This is a genomic window from Exiguobacterium marinum DSM 16307, from assembly GCF_000620845.1.
GTDB lineage: Bacteria > Bacillota > Bacilli > Exiguobacteriales > Exiguobacteriaceae > Exiguobacterium > Exiguobacterium marinum.
Map to the genome: position 1 here is coordinate 98,413 of NZ_KK211189.1, position 16,740 is coordinate 115,152.

The 16,740-nt window shown below is 51.1% G+C and carries 19 protein-coding genes; 6 read left to right on the forward strand and 13 right to left on the reverse strand.

Annotated features, from left to right (window positions below):
- Positions 1-63: 63 nt before the first annotated feature.
- Positions 64-1,707 carry a chaperonin GroEL gene (gene groL, locus P400_RS0100750; protein WP_026824437.1) on the reverse strand — a complete coding sequence of 548 codons (1,644 nt, stop codon included), beginning with the start codon at positions 1,705-1,707 and terminating at the stop codon, positions 64-66.
- Between the two features lie 39 nt (positions 1,708-1,746).
- A complete protein-coding gene (gene groES, locus P400_RS0100755) occupies positions 1,747-2,031 on the reverse strand; it encodes a co-chaperone GroES (RefSeq protein WP_015880602.1) in 285 nt (94 codons plus the stop codon).
- Between the two features lie 213 nt (positions 2,032-2,244).
- Between groES and P400_RS0100760 the strand changes: the two genes are divergently transcribed.
- Both P400_RS0100760 and P400_RS0100765 read left to right on the forward strand, forming a co-directional pair.
- The gene (locus tag P400_RS0100760) at positions 2,245-2,940 is read left to right on the forward strand and encodes a CPBP family intramembrane glutamic endopeptidase (protein ID WP_026824438.1); all 696 of its coding nucleotides are present in this window, start codon (positions 2,245-2,247) and stop codon (positions 2,938-2,940) included.
- A 16-nt stretch (positions 2,941-2,956) separates the two neighbouring features.
- Entirely contained in the window at positions 2,957-3,166 is a 210-nt protein-coding gene (locus P400_RS0100765; RefSeq protein ID WP_015880600.1) for a YdiK family protein, read from the forward strand.
- 14 nt (positions 3,167-3,180) lie between these two features.
- Here P400_RS0100765 and P400_RS0100770 read toward each other — a convergent pair whose 3' ends face one another.
- On the reverse strand, positions 3,181-3,582 hold the full coding sequence (locus P400_RS0100770; protein ID WP_026824439.1) for a hypothetical protein: 402 nt from the start codon (positions 3,580-3,582) through the stop codon (positions 3,181-3,183).
- An 11-nt stretch (positions 3,583-3,593) separates the two neighbouring features.
- Entirely contained in the window at positions 3,594-5,219 is a 1,626-nt protein-coding gene (locus P400_RS0100775) for an ABC transporter substrate-binding protein (RefSeq protein WP_026824440.1), read from the reverse strand.
- A 101-nt stretch (positions 5,220-5,320) separates the two neighbouring features.
- On the opposite strand from P400_RS0100775, the gene P400_RS0100780 reads away from it, so the two are divergent.
- The gene (locus P400_RS0100780; RefSeq protein ID WP_026824441.1) at positions 5,321-6,556 is read left to right on the forward strand and encodes an MDR family MFS transporter; all 1,236 of its coding nucleotides are present in this window, start codon (positions 5,321-5,323) and stop codon (positions 6,554-6,556) included.
- Positions 6,557-6,591: 35 nt separating this feature from the next.
- Here the strand turns inward: P400_RS0100780 and P400_RS0100785 are convergent, their stop codons facing one another.
- Both P400_RS0100785 and P400_RS15680 read right to left on the reverse strand, forming a co-directional pair.
- Entirely contained in the window at positions 6,592-6,981 is a 390-nt protein-coding gene (locus P400_RS0100785) for a CobD/CbiB family protein (RefSeq protein ID WP_026824442.1), read from the reverse strand.
- Entirely contained in the window at positions 6,978-7,136 is a 159-nt protein-coding gene (locus P400_RS15680; protein WP_026824443.1) for a hypothetical protein, read from the reverse strand. The genes P400_RS0100785 and P400_RS15680 overlap by 4 nt, the downstream gene beginning before the upstream one ends.
- A 120-nt stretch (positions 7,137-7,256) precedes the next feature.
- Between P400_RS15680 and P400_RS14735 the strand changes: the two genes are divergently transcribed.
- Positions 7,257-7,616: a TM2 domain-containing protein gene (locus tag P400_RS14735; protein WP_034770675.1), complete on the forward strand. Its 360-nt coding sequence runs from the start codon at positions 7,257-7,259 to the stop codon at positions 7,614-7,616.
- A gap of 39 nt (positions 7,617-7,655) precedes the next feature.
- On the opposite strand, the gene P400_RS0100800 is transcribed toward P400_RS14735, so the two are convergent.
- The 5 genes from P400_RS0100800 to P400_RS0100820 all read right to left on the reverse strand — a co-directional run bounded on the left by P400_RS0100800 (position 7,656) and on the right by P400_RS0100820 (position 11,633).
- Complete coding sequence (locus P400_RS0100800) at positions 7,656-8,234, reverse strand: NADPH-dependent F420 reductase (RefSeq protein ID WP_026824444.1); 579 nt, start codon at positions 8,232-8,234, stop codon at positions 7,656-7,658.
- 3 nt (positions 8,235-8,237) lie between these two features.
- A complete protein-coding gene (locus P400_RS0100805) occupies positions 8,238-8,711 on the reverse strand; it encodes a hypothetical protein (protein ID WP_026824445.1) in 474 nt (157 codons plus the stop codon).
- Between the two features lie 95 nt (positions 8,712-8,806).
- A complete protein-coding gene (locus P400_RS0100810; RefSeq protein WP_026824446.1) occupies positions 8,807-9,613 on the reverse strand; it encodes an ABC transporter ATP-binding protein in 807 nt (268 codons plus the stop codon).
- On the reverse strand, positions 9,610-10,656 hold the full coding sequence (locus tag P400_RS0100815; RefSeq protein ID WP_026824447.1) for a FecCD family ABC transporter permease: 1,047 nt from the start codon (positions 10,654-10,656) through the stop codon (positions 9,610-9,612). Before P400_RS0100815 ends, P400_RS0100810 begins: the two co-directional genes overlap by 4 nt.
- On the reverse strand, positions 10,653-11,633 hold the full coding sequence (locus P400_RS0100820; protein WP_026824448.1) for a FecCD family ABC transporter permease: 981 nt from the start codon (positions 11,631-11,633) through the stop codon (positions 10,653-10,655). Before P400_RS0100820 ends, P400_RS0100815 begins: the two co-directional genes overlap by 4 nt.
- 121 nt (positions 11,634-11,754) lie before the next feature.
- Here P400_RS0100820 and P400_RS0100825 point away from each other — a divergent pair, with 121 nt between their 5' ends.
- Together P400_RS0100825 and P400_RS14740 are read left to right on the forward strand one after the other, a co-directional pair.
- Positions 11,755-12,693, forward strand: coding sequence for an ABC transporter substrate-binding protein (locus P400_RS0100825; RefSeq protein ID WP_026824449.1), 939 nt, complete (start codon positions 11,755-11,757; stop codon positions 12,691-12,693).
- Positions 12,694-12,874: 181 nt separating this feature from the next.
- Entirely contained in the window at positions 12,875-14,776 is a 1,902-nt protein-coding gene (locus P400_RS14740; protein WP_152538860.1) for an IS1182 family transposase, read from the forward strand.
- 35 nt (positions 14,777-14,811) lie between these two features.
- Here the strand turns inward: P400_RS14740 and P400_RS0100840 are convergent, their stop codons facing one another.
- Positions 14,812-16,158, reverse strand: a complete 1,347-nt coding sequence (locus tag P400_RS0100840) for an FAD-dependent oxidoreductase (RefSeq protein ID WP_026824451.1) — start codon at positions 16,156-16,158, stop codon at positions 14,812-14,814.
- A gap of 189 nt (positions 16,159-16,347) precedes the next feature.
- On the reverse strand, positions 16,348-16,641 hold the full coding sequence (locus P400_RS0100845; protein WP_026824452.1) for a YesK family protein: 294 nt from the start codon (positions 16,639-16,641) through the stop codon (positions 16,348-16,350).
- Between the last annotated feature and the right edge of the window lie 99 nt (positions 16,642-16,740).

Sequence of the window (16,740 nt, forward strand, 5' to 3'; positions counted from 1 at the left end):
TCTCAAAGAAATAACCAAAAAAAGAGAAGCCTGCTTAAGGCTTCTCTTAAAAAATCATTTGTATTACATCATTCCGCCCATTCCGCCCATTCCACCCATGCCGCCCATGTCAGGCATTGCAGGAGCGTCTTTTTCTGGCTTGTCTGCGATGACCGCCTCCGTTGTGAGGAACATCGCTGAGACAGATGCTGCGTTTTGAAGTGCCGAACGCGTCACTTTCGCCGGGTCGACGATACCGTGTGCGATCATGTCGACGTATTCGCCAGTTGCCGCATTGTAGCCGACACCGACCGACTCGTTCTTGAGTTTCTCGACGATGACCGAACCTTCTTCACCCGCGTTTTCCGCGATTTGACGGACCGGTGACTCAAGCGCACGAAGGACGAGTTTGACACCTGTCGCTTCATCCGCTGTCACTTCTGCAAGCAATGCACGAACAGCTGGGATCACGTTGATGAACGCTGTACCACCACCTGCGACGATTCCTTCTTCGACTGCCGCACGTGTCGCGTTGAGAGCGTCTTCGATGCGGAGTTTACGCTCTTTGAGCTCTGTCTCTGTCGCTGCACCGACTTTAACGACGGCTACGCCACCTGCGAGTTTCGCGAGACGCTCTTGGAGTTTTTCACGGTCGAAGTCAGACGTTGTCTCTTCGATTTGGTTACGGATCGTTTGAACGCGTGCTTTGATCGTTTCTTCGTTTCCTGCACCTTCAACGATAGTCGTTGTGTCTTTTGTGACGACGACTTTCGATGCGCGACCGAGCATGTCGAGTGATGCCGATTTGAGGTCGAGACCGAGGTCTTCTGTGATGACTTGACCACCTGTGAGTGTCGCGAGGTCTTCGAGCATCGCTTTACGACGATCACCGAATCCTGGTGCTTTGACGGCTACCGCATTGAACGTACCACGGAGTTTGTTCAAGACGAGTGTCGCGAGTGCATCTCCTTCGATATCTTCTGCGACGATCAAGATCGGCTTCCCTTGTTGCACGACTTGCTCGAGCACTGGGATGATTTCTTGAATGTTCGAGATCTTCTTGTCTGTGATCAAGATGTACGGGTTGTCGAGTGACGCTTCCATCTTGTCAGAGTCTGAGATCATATAAGGTGACAAGTATCCACGATCGAACTGCATCCCTTCGACGACGTCGAGTTCTGTCGTGAAGCCACGTGATTCTTCGATTGTGATGACACCGTCGTTACCGACGCGTTCCATCGCTTCTGCGATCAATTCGCCGACTTCTTCGTCAGCTGCCGAGATGGCTGCAACTTGTGCGATCGCTTCTTTCGACTCGATTGGTTTTGAAATCAATTTCAATTCTTCGAGTGCACGACGAACCGCTTTGTCAATCCCTTTACGAAGGATCATCGGGTTCGCGCCCGCTGTGACGTTCTTGAGCCCTTCACGGATCATCGCTTGTGCGAGGACTGTCGCTGTTGTCGTACCGTCCCCTGCGACTTCGTTCGTCTTCGACGCGACTTCAGCAACAAGTTTTGCGCCCATGTTTTCGAAGCGGTCTTCGAGTTCGATTTCTTTCGCGATTGTCACGCCATCGTTCGTGATGAGTGGTGAACCGAATTTCTTCTCGAGGACGACGTTACGTCCTTTTGGTCCGATTGTTACTTTGACTGCGTCAGCGAGTGCGTCGACGCCGCGAAGCATCGCGTGACGTGCATCTTCTGAGAATTTGATATCTTTTGCCATCGTTCATTTCCCCCTAAAAAAGTTTTTGAATAATGGTGCTTAGCCTACGATTGCGAGAATGTCGCTCTCGCGAACGATTAAGTACTCTTTTCCATCATGCTTCACTTCGGTACCTGCGTACTTCGAGTAGATGACCAAATCATTTTCTTTCACGTCGAGATCGATGCGCTTGCCTTCGTCCGTCACGCGGCCTGTACCGACTGCGACGACTTTCCCTTGTTGCGGCTTTTCTTTCGCCGTATCAGGAAGCACGATGCCCCCGATCGTCTTTTCTTCTTTCTCCACGACTTCGATGATGACACGATCGCCTAGTGGTTTTAACATGTAAAAACCCTCCTCCGAATATGAATGATGTAATGTGTATCGTAAGGTTTTAGCACTCAGTTAAAAGGAGTGCTAACATTGATAAGTGTAGTATGCGACGATTAAAAAATCAAGTACGATACATTAAAAAATGCTCTTACTCGCGGTCAAGAGAACTTATTTGTTACAATGAGAAAAAGGTAGGTTCATTCTTATGATTAAGGACGTGTTGAATTGGCTACACTAAACTCAAACCAATCGATAAATACCCGTTTTTCGATGGCGCCTAACATTCGTCTCCGGCACCTCACCCCGATTTTACTATATGCGTTCGTTCAACTATTCCCGCTCGTCCTCACTGAAGTACGACCGGAATGGTTAACGGAAACGTTCGTCGGGCTCTGGCTCGCCATCGGATTCGGTGTGACGATTGTTCTGTCAATCCTGCTCATCTGGCCGGATTTGAAGCAATACAAAGCGCAAGGCATCCAATCGAACTTGAACGACACGGTCAAATGGATCGGGCTCGGGATTTTGATGCAATACGGGCTCGTCATCGTGGCGAACTTGATTGAGACGGCCATCTCTGGTGACCTCGTCGAATCGATGAACACGCAAAACATTGCCGAGATGGTGGAAGTCATTCCACTCCTGATTTTGCCGGTTATTTTGCTCGGACCAATCATCGAAGAGATTCTCTTCCGTCACATTTTGTTCGGGAACTTGAATGCACGCTTCGGGTTCTGGATCGCCTTTGGGGTCAGTTCGATCCTATTCGCGCTCATCCACCAAGATAATCGATTCCTCGTCTATATCGCGATGAGTTTCGCGTTCTCATATGCGTATGCGAAGACAAGACGATTGATCGTTCCAATCGCCATCCACGCGTTCAACAACGCGCTCGTGATGCTCGTACTATTTTTAATGTAGAAATGAGGTGGCAGTTATGCCGCGACAACTAAAAGTGATGATGCTCTTCAGTCTCTCGTTCGGTGTGTTGTTCACCGTCCTCGCGTACTTCTCGGTACAAGAGTACGGCTTCAGCTTCTGGACGTACTTTATCATCGCCGTCGCCGCTTATGACTTTTTCAAAGTGTATCAAATCTTGGCACTCGCTCGAAAAGTCAAAAAAGAAGGCACGGACAAATCCGCATAATGAAACCCCGAGTTTTACGAGCTCGGGGTTTTTCTTATAGTTGTAACTTTCGATTGCTCTTGAATTACTTCTTGATAAACACTTCGAATGAGCAGTCCACGCAGACCGAACACCACACCTAATAATACATAAATGGCATCAATAAGTAGGATTTGCGGTTCATCCAAGAAGAAATTGATGACCACGCCAATGACCAGCAAACCGTAAATCGTGATGTTCATGAGTGTCGCATCAACTTGCTTCATGATTCTCTTAGTCATCTTTTCCTCAAGCTTTTCAATCTCTTCATGACGATAACCATAAATCGCAAACCCTAGACCCGTTATTGACAGTGCGACGAACTCGCCATCCCATAGCGCGAACAAAAACAGTCCTACAAAAAAGACCATAAATCCGATCAGTGATTTCTTACGCATCATATCCCTCCTTATGATGGAATCCATAGTTTCGCAAAATCAAAATAGCCAAACAAATCGACACAGACGTCCTTCAGCTCGACCGGGAACGGAATCGTCCGCTCCTCGTTATAGAGCGGAATGAAGTACGACTTCTCTTTCAACTCACGTTCGATCTCTCGGTGCAGCGGCAACCAGTCCTCAAACGGCAGGTCATCATATTGCCCGACCCGCTCCGCCATCCCCTCTATATAAGGGAACACTTTATGCGGAGGCGAGTACTCGTTCGTCATGAACTGTTCAAACCCGAGTGTGATGTTCCGCTCGAACACTTCTCCGTGAACGACCAAATCGACGTATTCATAATACGTTTTGTCATGGATCGAATCTTTGAAGCTGATGGGCACGAACTCATAAGCAATGCCGTGCCGCGTCAACATCTCGGCAATCCAATCGGTCGTATCGTTCGTGAAGTCCGTCTGTTTGATTCGAATCGGTCGGTCGAACGTGACGGGTATTCCTTTTGGAATGCGATACGTCTCGCTCATAGAACCGAGAAAACCTCGATCGTTCGGCGTTCTCCGCTCATGCAACGTCCCAATCTCCGGTCGAATCTCCGCAATCAACCGATGGATATAATGTCGCGCCTCTTCATTGGCGAACACACTATTCGGATGACTGTTCAAGATGACAAGCCCGAACCCGGACGGTGTCGAGATTTGTCCGGTTTCTTTGGAGTCTCTTGATGAGATGCGATACGTCGGGTCGTATCCGTCCGGTACTTTGATGAACTCGACCCGATCCAAAAGTGCTCGGACGCCAAAATAATTCTCGAAGGCGAGGAGGACCGTCTTCTCCCGATCATGCTGGTCCAATTGAAACGGTCCTGTCCCGACACTTCCTTTGGCGATGCTCGTATGAATCATCGACAGTTTCGGGATGTACGAATTCCGGCGTCGGTCGAGCGTGACATCGACGCGATACGTACCGTTCGATGCGATATGCCGGACGTGCCGGTACATATACCGATACGCATCCGACTGGACGAGCATGCGCAGACTCTTCGTCACATCTTTACTCGTCATGAGCGACCCGTCATGGAAACGGACCCCTTTCCGAAGAAACAAGACGAGCGTACTTCCCTGCCATTCATAGTGATGCGCGAGCTCCCCGGTGACCTCTCCCGATGCGTCAATCATGAACAGACGATTGAATACGTTCTGGACGAGGTGGGCACTGTGGATGTCAGCCGCCTCGAGCGGATGTGTCGTCAAAAAGTGACGATGACGCGGGATGATGAGCGCATCGCTCGACGTTTGGACGTAACCAAACTTTTTCTCGAGCTGACGCATGAACCGACCTGCCTGTGCTGGTGACCAGTCCCACTCCAGCTGATTCGTCACCGCTTCGACCGACTCTTTCTCCATGCGTTCGAGTAGCTGTTTTGCCAAATCACGCTCGACGTGTCGTAGCCATTCGAGACGCGTCAAATTCCCCCGTCCGCGGCCACTCGTATACGTGAGCCACCCTTCCTCTTGCCACCGTGCCAAATGACGCTTCGTCTGTTTCGAGCTTAAATGAATGGCTTCCGCCATATCAGAAATCGTGTACGCCCCATCGCGACACTCTTTCCACAATCGAAATAAATACGCATCCACGTCACATCCCCCCTTAAAAGTGGACATCATTTCCCCATGTCGTCCATTTTTCAAATCCGTTGTCTTGTTTATCATACAGGTACAGAATGGAAGGTGACAAGATGAAATGGAAAGATATACCTAAACCAATAAAAGTTCGACTCGTGACATCATTTTTCAACCGTTCGGTCTCATTCGCCATCATGCCGTTCATGGCACTCCTCTTTGTCAAAGCGTTCAATGAATGGATCGCGGGTGTCTTCTTAGTCTCGCTCGTCTGTCTCGGATACGTCATCGGGTTAATCGGGGGATACCTCGCTGATAAGTTTTCACGAAAACGACTCCTCGTGTTGACGGCTAGCCTCACGGCCTCAATGTTTCTCGTCATGACGCTCAGTCTTCAGTTCGACCAGATGATCGTCTTTATGATTGCCTATACAATCTTCACGGTCACGAATAACCTCGGACGTCCGGCGATGAGTGCCATCATCATCGACGCGACAACGCCTGAGAACCGAAAAGCCGTTTATGCGCTCGATTACTGGTTGATCAACTTATCCATCACGATCGGGACGGCGCTCGGGGGCTGGCTCTATGTCAGCAACCAACTGTTACTATTTTGGATTTTGACGTTCACGTCGAGCATGTTGCCGATCGCGTACGCCATCTTCCTCGAAGACACCAAACGCACATGGACGTCCCAAAAGCTTCGTCTCGTCTTCGTCGACGTGTTCCAAAGTTATCAAATCGCCTGGCGTGACCGTCCGTTCGTCAAAGTCGTCTTCGGCTCGATGTGTATCCTCGCCGCCGAGTTCTCGATGGGTAGTTATGTCGCGGTCCGACTCGCTGATTCATTCGAACCGCTCTCGATCGAATCATGGACGATCAACGGGGTGCGGATGATGAGCCTCATTCAAATCGAAAATACGCTTATCGTCGTTGCGTTGACGTTCTTCATTCAACGTCTTGCCTCCCGCTTCTCAAATAAACACACGCTTCTCAGTGGGCTCGCATTATACACGATCGGGTACGCCGTCATCACGAGTGCGAATTCGATGATGCTCCTTCTCGGTTTCATGCTCATCGCGACGTTCGGCGAATTATTGTACTCGCCCGTATTGAATACGGAGAAGGCGAACATGATGCCAGAAGACCGACGTGGTGCGTACTCGGCGTTTGCCGGGACGTCGTTCGCCGGTGCCGACTTCTTATCACGCTCGACGATTTTAATCGGGTCACTTCTCACCCCGTTCATGATGAGCGTCTATATCGGACTGTTGGTCAGCTTCGGCTGCTTCCTCGTCTATAGCGGCATCTATGTAAAAGAAAAGCTCGTCCTACGACGAGCGGCGTCTTAACGATGGCCATCCTTTCTCATGAGAAGGGATGGTTTTTAGTCGAACTGTTGTTGGTGCATCGCATAAATCAAGGTCAACGCCCGGATACAAAAGATTGTCGAGAAGCCGTAAATGCTCAGCTCGAGCAACGAAACAGAAGGATATTGTAGACCAAGCGAGACGGCATAGCCTACTAAACAAAGTAAGATGACGAGTGTGATTGTCCACTCATTTGACTGCTGCTTCATCTTTTCGGCTAATCCCTTCTCTTCTTTCTCGACACGTTCACGTTGCCAAAAGTAAAAGAACAAGGCATACATCGCAAAAGAGATTCTTGGAACGTCACCTAAGAGTAAATCAAAGATGATGAGCCCTAAAAATAAGTATGTCCCTAACTGATAGCCACTCTTCATTTGAAGACGCGAACGCAGTGGTCTGTTCGTCATAATCCAATCACAGCTACGGTCAACCCACCGTAGACGAATCCGAGTACGATGGCACTGATGGCCATACGTTTATATTGCGGATATTGATAAAGGGCAATCGCCCCACCAACGACGTGTACGAAGGCGACGATGAACGTCAAAATCGCTAATACCATCTAAATTCTCCTCTTTGTTATAAATATCTTTTAGTAATTCGTGGGAATCACTTTATTTTCCGATACAATGAAACCTGCATTCATTATAACAATTACAAATTAAGAAAGTAGGAAATCATGATGAGTTATTCTACTTCAAATCTGACAACAGAAGAGTTGCTGTATGTAAACAGCGAAGTCGAAAAGCGAAAACCAAACCTTCTCGTGGCGTATTTGCTTTGGTTCTTCCTTGGCGGATTCGGCGGACACCGTTTTTACTTCAAGAAGACCGGTTCTGCTGTAGCGATGATTCTTTTAATCGTTGCATCATTTGTTTTAACTTTTATTTTTATTGGAATCTTTGGTTTTCTAATCTCTGGCATCTGGGTTCTTGTCGACGCCTTCCTGATTCCAGGTTGGCAACAACGAGAAGTTGAAGCCATCGAACGGGAAACCATTGCAAGACTCGAAGCACGTGAAGAACGTCAAGCTGGATTCTAATCAAAAAAGACGATCGAGGCCTCTCGCCCCGATCGTCTTTCAACGTTCTGTTAAGTAGAAGGCGAAGTCCCGTGATTTTCGCTCTTTCACCGCATTATGAATCCAGAGCCACGCCAACCCTTCCAACTCACGAGCCAGCTTCAGACTATGGAGCGGATGCGTATCGAAGCCGATCTTGTTCGATAGCTCGACGACAAGCCGCACTGCTTCCTCATCTTCACCTGCGACGAACATGACGGACCCATTCGGATCGCCTAAATTCTCGACCCCCGTCTGATTGAACGCCTTCACCACTTTCGTATCAGGAATGAGTCGCTGCAAATACTCCGCACCTGACACTCCGTCTGGGCGCTCGACTTCGTTAAACTCGATGGCAATTGGATTCGTCACATCAATCAATACTTTCCCATCCAGTCCGTCGAGTGTCGGTAACAGGTCGACCGCTGCCGCGAACGGTGTACATAGCAGAAGCACATCGCTCGCTGAGGCGACTTCTTGTAAGGTCAATGTGCCCTCCCGTTCCGTCCGTGTTCCGTACAGCACCTCATAGCCTGCTCGTTCGAACTGCTCCCCGAGTGTGCGCCCGACTTTTCCGGCACCTAAGATCCCGAGTTTCATGACTCACAGCTCCTCGTCTGTCCGAGTGACTGTCCCTCCGAACTCTTCTGCGAGCCCATCTAAAATCGATGGATCGAATTCATCCCCGATGGCCATGACGCCCGTCTGACCCGGTTCGATGTTTCCGACTGTCCGTTTGAACGTATCTTGGATCCCTTGCATGTGCTTCACGTCTTTCGTGCCGCCGATGAGACCACCTGTGAGTGTCCCGAACAAGATCCCGAACGGACCTCCGAGAATTCCAACCGCCATCCCGATGAGTGCACCTTTCGTCGACTTGTTGACCGGTGCGAGCTGCGCCGCATCCTCAAACGAGAACGCCCCGTTCTCTTCACGCTTGATGACGACCAATTGTTCAAAACCGACGAGCCCATCCGAATGGTACTTTTTCAGCTTACTGAACGCCTGATACGAGATTGCCTCTTCTGGGAACGTGAACGTGACGATGTGATACGGTTGTTTTTCCTTTTTAGCCATGAAAAATTCCTCCTTTTAGGTAGAAAACATGACGCGCACTTACCCTACTCTTTTTCCCTGCTTTTCCGTAAAAAAACCTAGTCCGTAGACTAGGTTCAGGTCGGTCGCTTTTCATTCAACTCGTAGTGTGAATACGGTACACAGAGCGGTGTCCCGTATAGCGGGTCCTCCGTCACTATGACTTTGAGACCGAATACGTCTTTCATGAACGTCTCATCGACGACATCGTTCGGACTCCCTTCGCGGTACACGTTACCGCCAGCTAATGCGATGACATGATCGGCATAGCGACAGGCAAGGTGCAGGTCGTGGAGCACCATGATGATCGTCTTCCCTTCTAACCGGTTCAACCGATACATTAAGTCCAAAATCTCGATTTGGTGCGACATATCCAAATATGTCGTCGGCTCGTCGAGCAAAATCGTCTCCGACTCTTGGGCGAGCGCCAACGCGATCCATACCCGTTGTTTTTGTCCACCGGAAAGGTTGCTGACGAGCGTGTCACGGAGCGACACCGTATCGGTAAAGGCGAGTGCCCGTTCGACGGCCCGTTCATCGTCCTCCGAATATCGTTTGAAGAACGTCTGGTACGGATAACGACCGAAGCGAACGAGTTGTTCGACGGTCAATCCATCCGGTGCCACGTTCACTTGCGGCATGAATGCCATGAGTCGCGCCGCCTCTTTCGCCCGATACGAATCGAGCGGTTTGTCCCGAAATGCGATGTCTCCGCCTAGTGCATCTCTCTGTCTCGCGAGCGTCGAGAGGAGCGTCGACTTCCCGCAACCGTTCGCCCCGAGAAGGACAGTGATCTTCCCATGAGGAATGGAGAACGATAATTGATCGAGCACCGTCTTCTGTTCATATCCGATGGTTACTTCGTTCAAATCAAATGTGTTCATCTCATGCTTCCTTTCATCATCCGTCGAAGTAAATAGAAGAAATACGGTGCTCCGATGACGGCCGTCATCACCCCGGTCCGTAATTCATACGGATAAAAAATCGTCCGAGCGAGCACATCAGCCAACACGACAATCGTCGCCCCAACGAGAAGCGTCGCCCAAATATAAGGGAGCTTCAACCCTTGTCGGGCGATATGAGGTGCCATCAACCCAACAAATCCAATCGCGCCGACAAAGGCGACACCAATACCGGCGAGTAAACAGGAAAGCAACAACGTCCCACGCTGGATCCCTCGTACCGGTACACCGATGCTCGTCGCCGTCGCTTCACTGATATGGAGCGGTCGCACGTGACGTTCAATCAAGAAGGCTGCCAACAAAAAGAGAAGTACGAACGGAACCATGATTTTCAATTGATTCCACGTCGCGGCATAGACGGTACCGGTGAGCCATTGCTGGATATCGTTCTTCCGGTAGACGTTCGAGGCGAGCATCATGAACTGAACGATGCCTTGTGAGAAGATGCTGATCCCAATCCCGACGAGCGCGAGCCGGACCGGTGGGACCCCACGTTTCAATAAATAAAAGAGGAACATCCCGACAACGATTGCCCCGAGAAAGGAGGCAATCGGGATGTAAGCGAGCGGGACCGATAGCTGGTTCGTTCGCTCATCCGTAAAAACGGTGAAAAACGTGGCCGTCGCAACCCCTGCCCCACCAACAATCCCGAAAATCTCGGGGGAAGCCAACTCATTTTTAATCGTCAGCTGTAACAAGTGACCGCTGACGGCGAGACTCGCGCCGGCGGTGATTGCCATCAACACACGTGGCATCCGGAACTCGAAGACGACGAGTTGCTCGAACGCGTCCCCTCCCCCGATGAACAGGGCAGCGAGTGAAGCAGGGCTAAGGAACGTATCCCCAATGGCGAGCCCGAAATAAATCGACAGGAGTAATCCGACGACAAGTAGAAGCGCCAACTCGATTTCACGCTTTCGGAGCGTGAACGAGACGGGACCTTTTCGAAAGCGATATGTTTTCATGATTTGAAGACTCCTTGTCTGACACTGACGAGATAGATGAAGAATGCCCCACCGATGACGGCGAGTACGACGCCAACGGTCACTTCACGTGGGAACAAGATGACGCGTCCCAAAATATCCGCCGCAAGCAACAAGACGCTACCGATGAGGGCACTTCCGGCGAGACGGGCGAAAAAGGCCGTCCCAAATAGATACTTCGCCAAATGAGGGGCAAGTAGACCGGCGAATGCAATCGGTCCGGCGAGCGCCACCCCGAATGCGGAGAGCACGACGGCGAGTGTCACCGCGACAAATTTGATGACACCGACGTTTTGTCCGAGTGAACGCGCAACCTGGTCTCCGAGCGATAACGTCTCTAACTCTTTACTGAGCAAGAGGACGATTACGACCGACCCCACCATCCATGGCAATAACGCCTCGACGAGCGTAAGCGACCGTCCGGCGACCGATCCGGTCAACCAGAACAGCACTTCATCGAGCGCCCCTTCCTCATACGCGATGATTGACTGGGTGAACGAGCTGAAGAGGGCGGCAAGCGACGCCCCGGCAAGCGTCATATACATGACGTTCCCCCCGTTCGCACTGAGCAGATAGACAATCACTCCGGCGATAAATGCACCGATGAGCGAGGCGATTGTGAACGAGGCGATACTGCTGAATCCAAAAAGCGTCACGAGCACGATAGCCAGACTCGCACCTGCATTCACCGCCAAAATATCAGGGGATGCGAGCGGGTTACGTGTCACGAGCTGAAAGATGAGACCGGCGAGACCGAGCACGCTACCGACGAGTAGCGCGACGATCGTCCGTGGGATGCGATTGTCGGCTAAAGCAATCATCGCTTGAGATGAACCGTCCGCCCGGAACGTGAGTACGTCTTCGTGACTGACCGTGATGACACCGACGCGCAAGCTGATATAACTCAATATAGGCAAACAAATGATCAAGAGAAGTAATTTGATCCAAGGTTTTTTCATGTCCTCACTTCTTTCCTTTCCTACCATAGCAAACATTGCGTCCTAGAAAAAGGGGTTGACAGTGAGAATCATTATCACTTATAGTCAGGAAGGAAAATCACCTACATAGAGGAGAATGGTCATGAAAAAATGGATGCTCGCGTTACTTACGCTTTGCCTTACTGTCGTCCTCGCTGCTTGCGGCGGGTCAGACGATTCAGATAACGAGACAAAATCAAATGAAGAAGCAGCAACTCGCTCCATCGAACACGCGATGGGGACAGCGGACGTCCCTGAAAACCCGGAACGCGTCGTCGTCTTGACGAACGAAGGGACAGAAGCCCTTCTCGCCCTCGGCGTCAAACCGGTCGGTGCCGTCAAATCATGGAACGGCGATCCGTGGTACCCGCACATCGAGTCTGAGATGACAGATGTGACGGAAGTCGGGACAGAGAGTGAAGTCAACTTGGAAGCCATCGCGAAACTCAAGCCAGATCTCATCATCGGAACGAAACTTCGTCAAGAAAACATCTATGACAAGTTGAACGCGATCGCACCGACGGTCATGTCAGAGACGCTCAAGGGCGACTGGCAAGAAAACTTCGCCCTTTATGCGAACGCACTCAACCTTGAAGAGGAAGGGAACCAAGCGTTGGCTGACTACGACCAGCACGTCGAAGACACGAAAGCTGAACTCGGAGACGCCGTGAATAAAGAACTCTCCGTCGTGCGCTTCCTTCCAGGTGCGTCACGCATCTACTTCACAGATAGCTTTTCAGGTGTCGTCCTAGGCGATGTAGGGGTAAAGCGCCCAGCTTCACAAGACCGCACTGAATTCGCTGAAGAGATTACGATGGAGCGGATCCCAGAGATGGCGGGCGACCACATCGTCTACTTCACATACGGTGGAGCGGACGGGTCGAAGACAGCTGAAGAATGGCAGTCAAGCCAGTTGTGGAAAGACCTCGATGCTGTCAAAGCAGGTGAAGTAACAGAAGTCAGTGATGACATCTGGAACACATCGGGTGGCGTCTTGTCTGCCAACCAAGTGCTCGATGAACTCGTCGACATCTTGAAATAAACAATTGAGGCTGGGACATAACCCAGTAGATTTATAAGAAAGAGGCCCCCGTGAGCGACTTGTTCGCTCGCGGGGGCCTCTTGTCATTTTTATGGGTTCGTGCACGCATTTCGGACTAAACAGATAGGGGCGACCTCTGATAAAGTTAAAGTGACCAAACCATAACTTTGGAGGTGCCCCTATGTACAAAGAGTATACCATGAACCAATTGGTTTTGCCCCTAGATTTAGAAGTCCGGCTGCAGGAAAACGATATCGCCTTCGCCGTCCATGACCTCGTCGAACAGATCCCGGACGAGGCATTCGAACCGTTCTGGCGAACGACGGGCTGCCCGGCCTATCACCCGCGCATGATGATGAAAATCGTCCTCTGCGCCTACACACAGTCCGCGTTCTCAGGACGAAAGATCGAGGGCCTTCTCAAGGACAGCCTACGGATGATGTGGCTCGCCCAGGGCCACGAGCCGAGTTATCGGACGATCAACCGTTTCCGTGTCCATCCGGCCGTGTCCCCGATCCTGAAGGAGGCTTTCGTCGCCTTCCGGTGCCATCTCGTCGAGACCGGCGCAATCGATGAGGAGGCGATCTTCATCGACGGCACGAAAATCGAGGCGAACGCCAACCGCTACACCTTCGTCTGGCGCAGGGCGGTCGAAAAACACCACGCCGCGCTCGTCGAGAAGTCGAACCAGATGTACGACGAGCTGATGGCCGACCAGGTCATCCCTGAGATCGAACGGGAGAGCCCGGACGCGCTCACGGCCCAAGAGCTGGAACAAATCGCAGCGCGACTCGAGGAAACGATCGAGTCCATCAACGAGGAGATCAGCTCAACGACGGACGTCGAGGAACGGAAACGATTGCGTGCGGAACGTAAGAAGCCCCGCCATCTCCGCAAACAGGCTGCCGACTTCGCGGCCCGGAAACGTCGATACGAGGAACACATGGCCACCTTCGGCACACGCAACAGCTATTCGAAGACCGACCGTGACGCGACGTTCATGCGGATGAAAGAGGATCACATGAAGAACGGTCAACTGAAACCTGGCTACAACGTCCAAATCGCAACCGAAGGTCAGTACACGCTCGCCTATGACGTCTATCCGAACCCGACCGACACGAAAACGTTGATCCCGTTCCTCGACGAGATCGAAACCTTCCTCGACCTGCCCGCCTACATCGTCGCCGATGCCGGGTACGGGAGCCAACAGAACTACACGGACATCCTCGAGCGCCGAGGGCGCCAACCTTTGATCCCGCACACGATGTACCGGAAGGAACAGAAGAAGAAATGGCGCGACGACCCGTTCAACCTCGCGAACTGGGCATATGACGAGGGGACCGACACGTTCACGTGTCCGGACGGAAGAAAGCTTCCGTTCAGTCACGAGTCCCACCGAACCGACCGTGACGGCTTCATCCGTGATTTTCGTGTGTACGCGTGCGAGAGCTGCGTCGATTGCCCGTTCCGAGAGCTGTGCACGAAAGCCGAGGAAGGGAGACACCGCCAGGTCAGCGTGAACGGGACCTGGGAAGAACAAAAGAATATGACGAGAACGCTGCTTTCGGATGAGAAAACCGGTGCCGTCTATGCCCGACGCAAGACGGACGTGGAACCAGTTTTTGGATATCTGAAGGCCAATTTGGGTTTCACCCGCTTCTCCGTAAGGGGGAAACAGCGTGTGAAATGTGAGCTCGGCTTCGCCCTCATGGCGGTGAACCTACGAAAGTTCATCGCCAATGGCATCGGCGGAAGTACAAAGAAGGGGTCCGGCCACCGAAAATCGGTGACCGGACCCCTCTTTTTATCAAAATCTCTAAAACCGGCTAGTTATGTCCCAGCCTCTTTTTCATACACTCATATGGTAAAATTTACATATCAACTCATAAGGAGCTTTGCTATGCAACGTACACTTCGAAAGTCGGCGACGGACCGCTCGATTGCCGGTGTATGCGGTGGGATCGCTGAATACGTGAACATCTCTTCACTCGGTATTCGGCTCTTATTCGTCTTTTTGCCGGCTAACTTTCTCATCTATATCCTTCTTGCCAACTTGATGAAAGATGAACCACACTACCTCTAAAAAAACGCAGAAGCTGTTCGCTTCCGCGTTTTTTGTTAGGCATTCACTTTGTCTTTCATCGCTTCAAGCGCTCCGCTGTTCAGGAAGTGCCATGGCTTGTTGTAGTGCGGTTGGAAGAAGAAGTCGACATAGGCGAGCTCTTCGATCGTCATCTCGTTTTGGATAGCTAGCGAGAGTGTGTTGACCGCTTGCGTCAAATCCGCTTTCGATAACACTTGTCCACCGACAATACGGTGTGTTCCTTTTTCATAGACGAGTTTAAATTCGACTTTCTCTGCGGTCGGCATGAACTCCGGACGATACGCGTCTTCGATGACGACACTTTCGACTTCGAGCCCAAAGAGTGCTGCCGCTTCTTCCGTCAGACCAGACGACGCGATATTCCAGTCATAAAGTCGAAGTCCTGACGTTCCTTGTGTTCCTTGGTAGCGGACTCGTGGTTGCATCAAGTTCTCCGCGACGAGCGTTCCCATGCGGACAGCGTTCGTCGCAAGTGGGATATAGGCGTGTGTGCGTGCCGGGTTGTAGTAGACGGCACAACTGTCCCCCGCCGCAAAGATATCCGGGTTGCTCGTGCGCATGTATTCATCGACGATGATGGCGCCGTTCCCGAGCATGTCGACCTGTCCTTCTAGGAGTCCTGTATTCGGACGGAATCCGACGCACAAGATGACGAGATCCGCTTCGAATTCGCCTTTGTCCGTCACAACGTGTGTGACGTTCCCATCTGTTCCACGGAACGCCTCGACCGTCTGACCGAGTTCGAGATCGATCCCGCGACTGGTCATGTCCGCTTCTAATGGATCTGTGAACGACTTATCGAGATATTTGTTCAAGATGCGGTCGGCACTATCGATAAATGTGACATGTTTTCCGTATGCTTCGAACGCTTCGACGAGTTCGACCCCGATATAGCCCGCCCCGATGACGGCAATCTTCGTCGCATCCGTCGCACGCTCGATAATGCGTTGGGCATGCGCATAGTTTTTACAGAGCTCGATTCCATTCATTTCGATTCCTGGGAGCGTTGGGACGATCGGCCATGAACCCGTCGTGACAATCAAACGGTCATACGTGTCATGCACGTCTTCCCCGGTTTCAAGATTTTTGGCGTGGACCGTCTTCGCTTCGGTGTCAATCGACAAGACGTCATGTTTCATGCGCATCGTCGCACCGAGTTCCTCAAGTTCACGTGGAGACGAGTAGAACAACTCTTCCGCACGTTGGACGACCCCACCGACGTGGAGCGCGATCCCACACGAGAGGAAGCTGACGTTATCGTTCCGCTCGTAAACGGTGATGTCGAGATTGTCATGCTTGGCGAGTAATCCTTTAACAGCTGCTGTTCCTGCGTGTGTACATCCGATGACTGCGATTTTCATATGATTGTCTCTCCTTTAGGTGTTAGGCAAGTTAGCGTTTGTGATAAAAATCACATTCACTTTCTGAACTTAGTGTACTATTTCACAAGAAGGTTTGACAATCCTTTTGCTCACTATTTCACGTAAAAGTGTCTAAAGTTTGAACTCCATGCGTGACAACAAAACCGTCCCGCAACCGGAACGGTTCACTTACGAATTCGTCGTGCGTCGTGCTTTGATCCAGTGATAGATGACGACGCCGATATAGGTGACAAGACCGATCACGTATAAACTGAAGCCGATCATGCTCCAGCCCAGACCATCCCATCCGCGAACAAAGACGAGACCAATCAAGATCAGCGTGTATCCTACCACGAGCAGCATCAACGAAAAGACGAGTCTTCGCTTAAATTTCGACTTCAAAAAGTTCAGCATGGCAATCAATAAAATCGTCGTCAACACACCGATGATGATGATTGCATCCCCGTAGTACTCCCAAATCATCGCTTCTCCCCCTGGCATCCAACTGAGTAGCTTTATTTTATCATGTCAGTCATGTGTTTTCGTGTTGTTGAAAAACGTTCGTTACCAAAAATCAAAAAA